The organism is Arthrobacter sp. YAF34 (genome assembly GCF_052113245.1).
Taxonomy (GTDB): domain Bacteria; phylum Actinomycetota; class Actinomycetes; order Actinomycetales; family Micrococcaceae; genus Arthrobacter.
The window spans coordinates 12,639-24,400 of the sequence record NZ_JBFRCV010000001.1; the positions used below are offsets into that span (position 1 = coordinate 12,639).

Consider the following 11,762-nt stretch of genomic DNA (forward strand, 5'->3'; position numbering starts at 1 on the left):
GCGCGAAGTGAACCCGGGGGTTCCCCTGCCTGCGAACGTCACGGGGACTGCAGGTCATTGAGCAGTCGCTGCACCTGCCCCGGACGTTCGATGTGGGCGAAGTGGCCGCAGCGCGGGATCGTCACCGTCTGGACGTGGGGGACCAGGCCCGTCAACCGGATAAGCTCCGACGGCGGTGTCAACACGTCCTTGTCCCCGCGGATCGCCAGGACCGGGCAGATGATGCTGCGCCAGCGGTGAAAATCGTAGCGCGCCGCGGCCCGCGCGGCCGCGGCGAAGCTGGCCGGCCGGGCGTCTTCGCCGAGCCCGCGGATCACCGCCGCGGGAATGGCCGACGCATCCGCGAAGAACGGGGACATCAGCGGTCCCATCACCGGTGCGGCACCGATGCCCCGGACCAATGCCGCCCCTGCCTGGCCGAGGGCAGCCATCGCGCGCATGACCAGCAGCAGGCCGACAAGTGCCGGGGACCTGGCCACGTAGCGCAGTGGGCTGCGGGCCGCCTCGGAGACCCCGAATGTGGTGGCCGAGATGGCGGCGACGCTGGCGGTCCGTTCCGGCCACGCCGCGGCAATGTGCAAGGCCAGGAACCCTCCCATCGAGTGGCCCACAAGGTTCCACCGCGGGTAGCCCAGCGAATTTAGTACCTCGGCGACAGTGCGTGCCATCGCCTCGAGACTGAAATGTTCCAGCCGGGCTCCCTCCGTCGATTCGCCCCAGCCCGGCAGATCGATCAGCACCCGGTCACGGGCCGGCGCCCCGGAAAGCAGCCCACGGAAAGTGGTCCAGGAGCCTGCGGCGCCGTGCAGGTAGACATCCGCCGTATCGGGCGCGAACCCCGGGCCTCCGGTGCCCTGCTGGACACGCACCGCACAGGGACCCAGCTCCGTGGGAATCAACTGCCGCCGCAGCCCAGCCGCTTCCGTGCTTACGGTTTCCTGCTTAAGACTCATGGTCACCTTCCGCTTGTGCTCTCGGAAAGTGGTTCGGAGCCGCAGAGACGCCGGACCGGACACGGGAGGCCGTCGTGAGTTTTCTCGTCATCGTGTATCTCGGTCTCCGCTTCATGCGAGGCTCACGGCACCCTTGACCCACGTTGATACATTCGGGGGCATGACCACTCCGGATATCAGTGTCAGGGCCGCGACCGAACACGACGCCGAACGGCTGGCCGAGGTCCACATTGCGGCGTGGCGGGCCACCTACCGTGGCGTCATGACCGATGAATATCTTGACGGTCTCGACGTCGGACGCGCAGCTTCTGCGTGGCGCCGCAACCTCGTAGAGCCCAGGCAAGGGATCATTCACCTCGTCGTCCGAAGCGCCGATGAGGTTGTGGGCTTCGCCATCCTCGGTCCCGCCTCCGGCGACTCGGACCAAGGCGCCGGTCAGCTCCACGCGATCAATGTCCATCCGGACTGGTGGGCGCAGGGCGCAGGCTCGGTCCTGTTCGCCGCCGCCGAAGAGAAGCTCATCGACCTGGGCTACGACCGGGCCTTTCTCTGGGTGGAGCAAGGCAACAGCCGGGCCATCAGCTTCTACAGCAACCGCCAGTGGCTGGACGACGGGGCGACCCTGAAGGACACCAGATTCGATCCTCCCGTGGCTGAGAACCGCCACAGCCGGATTTTCCTGCCCGCGCGGTAACCCAGGGACTCACCGGGAAAACCTCCAGCTCCCTACTCAAGCGCCCCGTCGGGGGAGTGTCCGTGAGCAGCAGGGGCCCGTAGGCTAGGAACGGGCCCGCGGTGACTGTCCGTGCCCCTCGTTGGTTACAACGTGCGGTATGCATCGGTGAGGATTCGCGTGGTTGGAGTGGTTTGGTGGGCAGGCTTTTTGGCCGGCGTGCTCATTCTCGTGTGGACGTGGACGAGTGTGATCGGGACTCTCATTGTGCCGCGGCAGCACAAGGACAGGCTTTCCGCTGCCGCAGCCCTAGTCGCCAAGGGGATTTTCGTTCTGGCGCGCCGTCCGATCAGGACGTACCGGCGGCTGGACAGGCTGCTGGCTTGGCAGGCGCCGATGTCCTTGTTCATCAGGCTCGGCATGTGGATGGCGTTGTTTTACCTCTCCTTCGCCTTGATGCTTCTTCCTTTTGTCCAGGGGCAACCGGGCCGGGCCTTCAGCGAGGCGGGCTCGGCGCTGTTTACCCTCGGATACGCGCCGCCGGAGGAGCTGGGAAACACGTTGCTGGTGTACTCGGCGGCTTTTACCGGCCTGGTCGTCATAGCGCTCCAGGTCGGCTATCTGCCGACGTTGTACGCCGCATTCAACCGTCGGGAATCCGAAGTCACGCTGCTCGTTTCGCGGGCCGGCTCCCCGGCCTGGGGTCCGGAACTTCTTGTCCGGACCCGGTTCGGGCTCTCCACCGTGGACAGCACAGCAGAGCTGGGCACGCTCTACGGCACCTGGGAACGGTGGGCGGCCGATGTTGCTGAGTCCCACAGCACCTATCTGACACTCTGCACGCTCCGCTCGCCGCTGCCGGATTCGAATTGGCTGACAGCGCTGCTCAGTGTCATGGACAGTGCGGCGCTGCAGCTGTCCCTCAGTCCCGGCACCGCGCCGACCCTGAGAGCGCGGCTGCTCCTTCGCATGGGATTTTCCTGCCTGAACCAAATCGCGCACGCGCTGTCCCTGCCAGTCGAGGAGGATGTGGATCCGGACGGCGAGACCAAACTGACATTTGCCGAATTCAGCGAGGCCGTGGAACTGCTCCGGTCGGTCGGCTACCCGCTGGAACATTCAGCAGAACAGGCATGGCCGCACTTCCGAGGGTGGAGGCTGAACTACGAAGACGTTGCCTACCGTCTCGCTTACGTCATCGACGCGCCGCCGGCCCTGTGGAGCGGAACCCGAAGGCTGGTTACCGGCCCGGTCCCGCCGAAGCGGCCGACGAACCGGGTGGCCTCCGAAGCCCGGCCGGAAGATCCCCAGCTGGACATCCGCGGCCCCCGATAGGCGCACCAGTAGCGGCCCCGGTGGCGGCCGGATCAGGCCAGGTGGCTGCCCAGGAACGAGAGTACCTCCGGGAGGATCGAACGCCAGTAGCCGGCGTCGTGGCCTCCGGCCTGGAAGCCTCCTTCGTGGTCGCCCGGAAGGTCCTTGACGTAGTCCGTCACGCTGTAGAGCAGGTTGTCCGCCGTGCCGCAGTCGATGCGCTTCGGCAGCGACTTCAGCTCCGGCCGCAGGGCAAATATGTCATTGGCCGCAAAGTCTGCGGCGCTATCGAAATTATCGGACCGGCCGGCGTCGACTCCCTGGCGGCCCAGCAGGGGGAGGAATTCCTGCAACAGCATGGACTGCGTGTCCGTGCCCGCCGCCCGTGGGTGCCACCAGCTCTCTCTTCCGTCCACGGCAGCGATCGCGAAGGGTTTCCCACCGCCGGCCACATGCTGCGCAAGGATCTGGACGGCGCCGAGGTCGTCGAAGATCATGCGGTGGTCCGCGTGCGCGCCATGCAGGAAAAGGGCTACCGGGAGGGGTGCCGAAGGGCCTGAGCTGGCGGGTCCGGGCACGGCAATTGACCAGCCGGTAGGTGCCTGGGGGCGGAACCGTGATGCGAAACTGCCGCTGCGCAGGGCCGCCGCCGGGGCGATTGGCGGGGCGGGGCTGGAGCTGCCCGGGCCGGCACAGCCCGCGAGCGCCGCGGCTGCCACGGCGCCGGCTCCGAGCCCCAGCAGGCTCCGTCGCGAAATTCCGGGCGCTTCCATAGCCCAGATCATAGGCCCGCCATGCCGGGCGCCGGCGACGTCCGTGCGGGCCGCGTGTCCTGCGCCATGCCGGCGACGCCGCCCGGCGACCACCCGCTGAGCCGTGATTCTTTGCGGCGTTTCTCGGCGGCGGTTCCCTCGCGGGTGCTGGCCCGGGGCCTACTTTCCGACGTCCCGGGTGAGGATCTTGAAGCCCACCCCGCGGCCCAGGCCCTGCTCGAACGCCAGCGCGAAGCAGAGCTTGACGAAGTCATCAACGATGCCGACCTTGGTGGCGTCGCCGACGCGGACGGCGCCGATGAGCTCGACAGCACGTGCTGGCCTCGGCAAGCCCGCTGTTCTGCCGCCAAGGCATCCGGGACGTCGGTATGGACCAGATCATCAAGGAAGCCGGGGTTGGCAACGCCACCGTATACCGCCAGTCCCCGACCAAGGATCATCTGGCAACCGCCTACGTCCAGGCTCTGCGCGGCAGTGCCTCGCACTGGCCGGGCAGCTGATCGCCGCCGCCTGCGACTAGGAACCAGGGACTGGGCAACGGGTTCGAACGAACGTGGGGCACTGATTCAGCGTGTGGCACTGGTTCAAGGACGAGCGGGAAAGAATCGCTGGAAAAGCACCGGGAGGCCGGTCTTGAGGCCATAGACCAGAGCGTCTCCGCGATGTCCAATGCCCTGGCCGATGAACCGACGTGTTGTCATGCCGGCAGCTTGTGCATACGCCGCCGCCTGGGCGCTCTGCGGCCCGTACCTCGGGTCAAGGGAGCCGCTCGTGAAAACGGCGAGCTCATCGGAGTACTTGTGGGCTTTGAGGATTGTTGCGGGCTTCTCCGCCGTGAACGCGGACTCATTTCCGCCGAAAATAGTCTTCACCGTATTGTCGGGAGATCCATTCAGAGGTTCCAGCTCTCCAGAGATGTCAAGCAGCGAGCCGAAAATCTCCGGTCTCTTGGCCGCGAACGAGAGCGCGCATTCGCCGCCATTCGAGTAGCCAGCCACCGCCCACTGGCTCCGGTCGGTGGCCACGTTCAGGTTCTTGCGGATGAAATTGACGACGTCGGTGGTGACATACGTGTAGACGTTGCCCATTGCGGAGTCAACGCAGGCGGGATTCCGGTAGGGACTGCCCAGCTGGTCTACGGTGAGCAGCAGCGGGGCCAGCCCTCTATTTTGCCGCGCTAAGGCGTCAAGCTCGTGCACCGCGGACTTACTCTGTTCGGGGCCGCCCGGCTGTCCCATCATCATGACAATGATCGGCAACGCCGGCGGATGATCCACCAGGGCAGCGGGCGGGAGGTACAGGAAGGCGTCCCTGGCGCGGAATCCCGAGGCGTCGGCCGGGATCGTGACCGCCCCGCTTCGCCCGGTGGCTGGCATTCCCGCAGGTGGCTTCCAGCTGTGCAACAGCGCGGACCCGGTCTCTGGCTTATGCGGGCGGAATAGTTTGGGCAGCGCCAGATGCTTAATTTGGCTGACGCCCAACAAGGCTCCCAACGTCGGGTTGAGCCCGTACCCGGCGTTGACGCCGAGTGCCGCCGTCGCCACGAACACCAGGCAGGCCAGCACGGCGACCGCCTTCCGCCACCAGCGTGACCGCCACAGGTTCACGGCAGCCAGACCAGCCCCCGCAAACGCGCCGATCACCCAGATGCGGGTGTCCGCGTCGAGCGGCAGACCGAAGACGTTCAGCACCACTTCGGAGACGAACAGGACGGCGGCTCCGGCCAGGGCGCCGCCGACAACGGCCGCGGCGGCCCTGACGAGCCATTTCCGCCACCCCGGCCGCGGCCGAAGCCCGGCGCGCAAAACCAGAAAGAGGGCGGCCAATACGGAAAGGGCGTAGAAAGCGTAGAGCAGCGGGCTGTCGATGACGCTGAGGTTGAGAAGTTGCTGCATCTCGTCTCCTCCTGTCCGCCGTCTGAGCCTTGGACGGCGCCCGGCCGCCCGGTCCCGCATGCGGCAGCGGAGCGAACTGCACGCCCCTTGATGACGCTGTTATAGCACGCCAGCCGTCGGCGAAGCTGGGAACGTGGGCGTTCGTGCCAGCGCAGCAGGACGGTCCGCGCTTCGCGATGCATCGGCCGAACGGTCCTATGCTGGCCCGTGCGTCAGTGATCCAATGGAAGTTACAGGATGGGCCCGTCTCATTGTCCCGGAATCCTGAAAGGACTCGCCGTGCCAGAATCGCCGCCCGTCGCCAAGCCCAGGCGGTTCCGTCGCCGCCCGGCGGTGCGCCGGCTGCAGTCGGTGTTCCGCGGCGCCCCCGTCACGGTATGGTTCGTGGTTGTCTTCTGGATCCTGGGTCTCTTGACCTCGACTATCGTCTCCGGCCCCGCAGCGCAGTGGCGGGTAAATGTGGCAGCCTCGGCGCATTCGCTGCCGAACCATTGGTGGGCTTTTCTGGCTGCCGCGTTCTGGGCCAAGAATCTGGTTGGCTATCTGGGGGGAACGGCGCTCGTGCTCCTGGCCTGCATACCGCTGGAGCGGCAGATGGGGAGTAAGAAATTCTCCGTCGCGGCCGTGCTGACGCAGATCGCGGGTCTGCTGGCTGCCGCTGGATTCTGGGAGGCCACCCAGGTCCTCATGGGGAGCTGGGCCCGGGAGATGAGTGGACTATTCTACCTTGGCCCGAGCGCTTTCGTCTGTGGGACCGCCATGGCCGCCACGGCCTCCATGGGGGCCCTGTGGAGGCGGCGGATCCGCCTTGGTCTCTTCGGACTGCTGATACTTCTGGCCCTCTACAGCGGCGGGTTCGCCGATCTGGGCAGACTTGGTGCCGCCGCGGCGGGCGCACTTCTCGGCCCGATCCTTCTGGGCCGCCGTCCCCGGCTGGTGCGCCCGGTCAGTTCGAGGCACGAGGGACGGGTGCTCGTGGCGCTCCTCGTGGCCGTTTCCGCCGTCGGGCCGGTGGTGGCCGGTCTGGTCCCGCACGCTGTGGGGCCGCTCGCCGTCTTGCGCTTCCTGTTCACGGACATTCGGCCGGTGGACCCCCAGACGCTGCGGATCCTCTGCGCCGTCCCGGCCCAACATCGGGACTGCGAGGCCGCACATCTGCAGTTGAGGGCGGGGGCCGGCGCGATCTTCATGGCCATTGTGCCGTCATTTCTTCTGCTGCTGCTCGCCGAGGGCCTCCGACGCGGACGGCGCTTCGCCTGGGCCGGCGTGCTGATGGTCCAGGCCGGACTGTCACTGCTGGCGCTCACCACGCTGGTGGGGGTTCTGCAGGCTGCCGGTCCGGACACGGTCGCGGGACAGCTGGTGGACGCGAGCCAGCCGGGCTACACCACCCAGCCGCTGGCACTTGTGATCCCGCTGCTTGTCCCGGTGATGCTGTTCGGCGTGCTCCTTGCCTGCCGTGGATTGTTTCCCGTCGCCGCGCCCCGCGGCACCTACTCCCGGCTCGGGCTGCAGCTCCTGGCCTTGGCCGGCGTCCTCAGCCTGGTCTACATCGTGGCCGGGCTGGCCCTCGCCTCGGGCTTCGCCCCGGTTCCCGCCGCAGCCGATCTCCTGGCCGATGCCCCCGACAGGTTCCTGCCGCTGGGCTTCATCGCGGACATTCCGCCTGCCTTCTTTCCCCAGAGCACGCCGGCCGTCCTGCTGTACGAAGGAGTCGGCATAGTGTTCTGGGCGGTCACGGGCGTGCTGGTCCTCAAATCCTTTGTGCGGCCGAGCCCGCCCCGGCACGGCGATAACAAGGAGCGGGCCCTGGCAATCCTCAAATCCCAGGAAGGCGGTTCCTTGTCCTGGATGACCACGTGGGCGGGGAACACGTACTGGTTCTCCCGCACGGGCCAGAGCTTCATCGCGTACCGCGTCATCGCCGGGATCGCCCTGACGGTGGCCGGGCCCGTGGGACCGAAGAACCTCACGTCAGCGGCAGTCGAGGAGTTCTACAGCTACTGCCGGACGAACGGGTGGACGCCATGCTTCTATTCCGTGTCAGCCGACGTCCGGGCTGCCGCGGCCGGTCTCGGCTGGGATTGCGTCCAAGTGGCACAGGAAACGGTCCTGCCCTTGGACGCCCTGTCCTTCAAAGGGAAAAGATTCCAGGATGTGCGCACGGCCCTGAACAACGCCGCTAAAGCCGGAATCCGGGCGGAGTGGGTTCGCTATCCCACGGCCGGCCTGAGTATCCAGACCCAGATCCTGGCCATCTCCGAGGAATGGGTCGCGGACCGCAAGATGCCCGAAATGGGGTTCACTCTTGGCGGGCTCGACGAACTCAACGACCCCGAAGTCCGCTGCCTGCTCGCCATTGATACCCAGCAACAGGTGCACGCGGTCACCTCGTGGCTTCCGGTCTACCGCAACGGACAGATCGTAGGCTGGACGCTGGATTTCATGAGAAGGCGGAGTGCCGGCTTCCGGCCGGCCGTGGAGTTCCTCATTGCTTCCGCGGCAATGAGCCTCAAGAACGAGGGCTGCGAATTCGTCAGCCTTTCCGGTGCGCCCCTGGCCCGCTTGACTCATGCCCTGCCCCCGGACGAGACGCCGCCGGGTCCGCCGTCGACTCCGCCGTTGAGCCCGTCATCGACCGCCGGATTGGACCGGCTTCTGGATCGCCTGGGCTCGGCCCTCGAACCCGTCTACGGGTTCCGGTCCCTCCTGGCCTTCAAGAGCAAGTTCCACCCCCGCTATGTCCCGCTCTTCATGGTCTACCCGGACTCGGCGGCCCTGCCCGGCATCGCCAATGCCCTCACCCGTGCATATCTGCCTGAGCTGTCCCTCGGCGAGGGATTCAGGCTCCTCCGCAGCATCCTCGGCGAACCCGTCGGGGCTGGTGGACACGCGCGTCGGCAGTGACCAACCAGGGGGTCTTTGGTCTCTGCCGTGGCCACCCGCGCCGGGGCATGATGTGAGAACCTGCCCAAAAAATGTGGTTCTGCGGACCCGGAAAGTGGCCCTGAGGATTTCCCAGGAGACGAAATGGCGCGATTGAATATTCTGGACCGTTTCAGGCCTGTGGGGACACCGGGAGCTGCTGGTCCAGCCGGGGTGCCAGCTGCAGATGACCAGGGCCGGGCTGCAGAATTGGCACCTGTGTTCGCCGCACTCGCCGGCGACCTCGCAGCGTGCGAGGCGCTCATTGCGGAAGCACGCCTCAGCGCCGAAGGGGACGTGGCCCGGGCCCGCGAGCAGGCGGCAGCAATCGTGGCCCACGCCCGGCTTGACGCGGGTGCGGCACGCGCCAGAGCTGCCGCCCGGATCGAGCAGGAAGCGTCGAAACGGGACGCGCAAGTGCTGGAGCAGGCACGCCAAGAGGCTGCGGCACTGGAAAAGACCGGTCAGGCGCGCCTTCCCGCCGTCGTCAGCGAGGTCATCGACAACCTGCTGGCTCCGCCGAGCGCCGAACGGCAATGAAAGCCGACTGGGTCGCAGCCTCTGTGCGTGCCCGTTCCATGGCGCAGCGGCGCGCAGGGGCCGGGACCAGCCGGGCGATGGCCATGCAGCCGACCCTGGATAGTGCCAAGTCCCTCCTGCGGGAGTCGAGCTACGGGCCACGGTTGGGCGGGACCAGCGGGCTGGCGGCCGCCGAACGGGCCGTCCAGGAGACCGCCCTTTGGCAACTAAGGGTGCTGGCGGGCTGGCTGCCGGCGTCGGGCACGGCACTCGCGCGGGCTGCTGCCGGGATTTATGAAATCGAAAACATCGTGGCCCTGGCTCACCGGCTTGCCGGCGGAGCACCTGCCCCCGAGTTCTACACCCTCGGGGCGCTCGCCACCGCGTGGCCCCGGTTGCGGACGGCCGGTTCGCCCGAAGAACTTGCAGCCATCCTGCGCGCGAGCGCGTGGGGAGACGTCGGCACCGTCGAGCCCGGCCCCATGCGGGATGCGCTGACCGTCGCCTGGGTGCAAAGGCTGGCCACTTCGGCACCTGCGGCGAGGCCGTGGTGCGGCGCCGCGTGCGCACTCGTTGCGGCCCGGATCTTGTTGGTGGACGACGTCGCCCCTTCCGCACAGGTTCTGCACCTGTTGCGTCCGGTTCTTGGCCGTTCATGGGAAACCGCTGGCGGCATCGCAGGATTCACCGCAGCCCTTCCGCACCCCCTTCGGGAAGTGGTCCTCGGTGTTGCGTCGCCAATGGACCTCTGGCGTGCTGAGGCTCGGGCGTATGCCGCGGTGGAGAATGATGGATTCCAGCTGCTCCGGGGTTCGATGCCAGGGCCGGACGCCGTGCTGGGCGCCATCGCAGTTCTGGCCCTGGACGCGTGGCGTGTCCGGGCGGCGCTGGCGGCCGCTGCTGCCGGGGCCGGGTCAAGCGAGGTGCTCGATGCGGCGGCATGAATCACTGGCCCCCGTCCGGATGGAACGGGTGGCCCTCGTGGTACCCGAGCAGGACCGTCAGCGCATGCTCGCAGAAGTGGCACGCATCGCCGTCGTCGAACTGGATCTTGCCTACGAGCCGGGGAGCGGCGCCGAGGAACTGGACAAGGCGGCCGCGGCCGCCGTCGTGTCCGGGCCCGCCGCGGCGCTGGTGGGCTGGGCACCACGGCGCGAGCTTCCCGCCCTGACGGCCAGGCTCGCCCCTCTCGGGGCTGCTGTTGTCCAGCTGCCCCGGCCGAAGTGGGTCCAACCACCCACGCTGCTTAGCGGACGGGCCCGCAGCGGCGTGTCCCGGACACTGGTCGATACCTACGGAACCGTTCCCTATGCGGACCTGGATCCCACGTGGGCCGCTGGCGTGGCCTACGTGTTGATGTTCGGGATGATGTTCGGCGATGTTGGCCACGGAGCCATCCTTCTGGGCATGGGACTCTTCCTCCGCACCGGCCGGAGCAAAAGACTCGCCAAACTGCAAAAGACCTGGCCGTTCGTGAGCGCAGCAGGGCTGGCCGCGATGTTCTTCGGGGCCCTGTACGGGGAGGCCTTCGGCCCCACCGGCCTGGTGCCGGTCCTGTGGCTGCAACCACTGGAAGAACCGGTTCAGTTCCTGATTGCAGGCCTCTGGGTGGGAGCCTTGCTGCTTGCCGGCTCCTATGCCATCGGCACCATCAACCGTGTCAGGGAGGGCGGCTGGGCCTACGCCCTGTATGCCCGCTCCGGCGTCGCCGGCTCGCTTCTGTTCCTCGCTCTGGGCCTCCTCGTCTGGGGACTCGCGACGGACACCGAGCCGCTGACGGCGGCCGCGGTGGTCCTCGGGCTCGGCGCACTCATCTTCATCTACATCGGCCTCTTCGTTGCAGCTGGAGGCGGACCCACCGCCATTTTCCAGGCCCTCGTCGAGCTTGTGGACACTGTGATCCGGCTGGGATCGAATCTTGTCTCTTTCGCCCGCCTCGCAGCCTTCGGGTTGACGCACGCGGCGTTGTTGACGGTGGTCTGGAACGGGACGACGGCGTTGTGGGGACCGGATTGGCGCGCTGCCGCGGCCGTCCTGGTGTTCGTTGTGGGCAATGCCGTGACATTCGCGCTGGAAGCGGTGGTGGCAGGAATCCAGGCCCTGCGCCTCGAGTACTACGAACTGTTTTCACGCATCTTCCAGGCCGAGGGCCGCCCGTTCAGGCCGTGGTCACCGGAGCTGGCCAGCACCCCGGCAGGCCCGGTCCCCGGCTCCTCGGTCATCCCCTCCGGCACACCGGCTGAAAGGCTGTCACCGTGAACCTCTGGTTTGGCGCCATCCCGGTGTTCCTTATCGCCGCTACGGGATCCATCCTTCTCATCAAGCGCTGGCGAAAATCGGCATTCAAGATCCTGGCTGCTCTCAACGTCGCCGTGATGGGAGGAGCCTTGGCCGTACTGGCCGGAGCGTTGAGCGCGGGCCCGGCGGCCGCAACAGGCGCCGCTCCTGCCCTCGCCGCGGCGGCGACGGACACGCCTGCCGGCGCCGGCGGGTCTGCCCTGATCGCGGCGGCCATCGCCGTGGCCGGCTCATCGCTCGGTGCAGCGTTTGCCGTGGCCTACACCGGATCGGCTGCGCTGGCGGCAATGAGTGAACGCCCGGAAGTTTTCGGCCGGGCAATGGTTGTGGTCGGCCTCGCGGAAGGGATCGCCATCTATGGCCTCATCATCGCCATCATCCTTATCGGCAAGGCATGAGCGCGGGGAGCTGG

General features: G+C 67.4%; 12 protein-coding genes. 8 read left to right on the top strand and 4 right to left on the bottom strand.

All coding sequences use genetic code 11. The features are described 5' to 3' along the window. Nucleotides 1-38: 38 nt before the first annotated feature. Nucleotides 39-953, bottom strand: a complete 915-nt coding sequence (locus tag AB4Y72_RS00080; protein WP_441424141.1) for an alpha/beta fold hydrolase — start codon at nt 951-953, stop codon at nt 39-41. 160 nt (nt 954-1,113) lie between these two features. Between AB4Y72_RS00080 and AB4Y72_RS00085 the strand changes: the two genes are divergently transcribed. Next, nucleotides 1,114-1,647 carry a GNAT family N-acetyltransferase gene (locus tag AB4Y72_RS00085; protein ID WP_441424142.1) on the top strand — a complete coding sequence of 178 codons (534 nt, stop codon included), beginning with the start codon at nt 1,114-1,116 and terminating at the stop codon, nt 1,645-1,647. A gap of 159 nt (nt 1,648-1,806) precedes the next feature. Beyond that, complete coding sequence (locus AB4Y72_RS00090; protein ID WP_441424143.1) at nt 1,807-2,961, top strand: hypothetical protein; 1,155 nt, start codon at nt 1,807-1,809, stop codon at nt 2,959-2,961. 32 nt (nt 2,962-2,993) lie between these two features. Here AB4Y72_RS00090 and AB4Y72_RS00095 read toward each other — a convergent pair whose 3' ends face one another. Then, nucleotides 2,994-3,713: an alpha/beta hydrolase gene (locus AB4Y72_RS00095; protein WP_441424144.1), complete on the bottom strand. Its 720-nt coding sequence runs from the start codon at nt 3,711-3,713 to the stop codon at nt 2,994-2,996. Between the two features lie 159 nt (nt 3,714-3,872). Then, nucleotides 3,873-4,043, bottom strand: a complete 171-nt coding sequence (locus tag AB4Y72_RS00100) for a hypothetical protein (protein WP_441424145.1) — start codon at nt 4,041-4,043, stop codon at nt 3,873-3,875. Nucleotides 4,044-4,081: 38 nt separating this feature from the next. Between AB4Y72_RS00100 and AB4Y72_RS00105 the strand changes: the two genes are divergently transcribed. Then, nucleotides 4,082-4,213, top strand: coding sequence for a hypothetical protein (locus AB4Y72_RS00105; protein ID WP_441424146.1), 132 nt, complete (start codon nt 4,082-4,084; stop codon nt 4,211-4,213). Between the two features lie 84 nt (nt 4,214-4,297). Here the strand turns inward: AB4Y72_RS00105 and AB4Y72_RS00110 are convergent, their stop codons facing one another. Continuing rightward, a complete protein-coding gene (locus tag AB4Y72_RS00110; protein ID WP_441424147.1) occupies nt 4,298-5,608 on the bottom strand; it encodes an alpha/beta hydrolase in 1,311 nt (436 codons plus the stop codon). Between the two features lie 279 nt (nt 5,609-5,887). Between AB4Y72_RS00110 and AB4Y72_RS00115 the strand changes: the two genes are divergently transcribed. The 5 genes from AB4Y72_RS00115 (at nt 5,888) to AB4Y72_RS00135 (ending at nt 11,748) form a co-directional block, all read left to right on the top strand. Further along, complete coding sequence (locus AB4Y72_RS00115; RefSeq protein ID WP_441424148.1) at nt 5,888-8,515, top strand: bifunctional lysylphosphatidylglycerol flippase/synthetase MprF; 2,628 nt, start codon at nt 5,888-5,890, stop codon at nt 8,513-8,515. A gap of 237 nt (nt 8,516-8,752) precedes the next feature. Next, nucleotides 8,753-9,073 (top strand): hypothetical protein, encoded by a 321-nt coding sequence (locus AB4Y72_RS00120; protein ID WP_441424149.1) that lies wholly within the window; start codon nt 8,753-8,755, stop codon nt 9,071-9,073. Continuing rightward, complete coding sequence (locus AB4Y72_RS00125) at nt 9,070-9,996, top strand: hypothetical protein (RefSeq protein WP_441424150.1); 927 nt, start codon at nt 9,070-9,072, stop codon at nt 9,994-9,996. The genes AB4Y72_RS00120 and AB4Y72_RS00125 overlap by 4 nt, the downstream gene beginning before the upstream one ends. Continuing rightward, nucleotides 9,983-11,311 (top strand): V-type ATPase 116kDa subunit family protein, encoded by a 1,329-nt coding sequence (locus AB4Y72_RS00130; protein ID WP_441424151.1) that lies wholly within the window; start codon nt 9,983-9,985, stop codon nt 11,309-11,311. Before AB4Y72_RS00125 ends, AB4Y72_RS00130 begins: the two co-directional genes overlap by 14 nt. Beyond that, a complete protein-coding gene (locus tag AB4Y72_RS00135) occupies nt 11,308-11,748 on the top strand; it encodes an ATP synthase subunit C (protein WP_441424152.1) in 441 nt (146 codons plus the stop codon). The genes AB4Y72_RS00130 and AB4Y72_RS00135 overlap by 4 nt, the downstream gene beginning before the upstream one ends. Nucleotides 11,749-11,762: the final 14 nt, after the last annotated feature.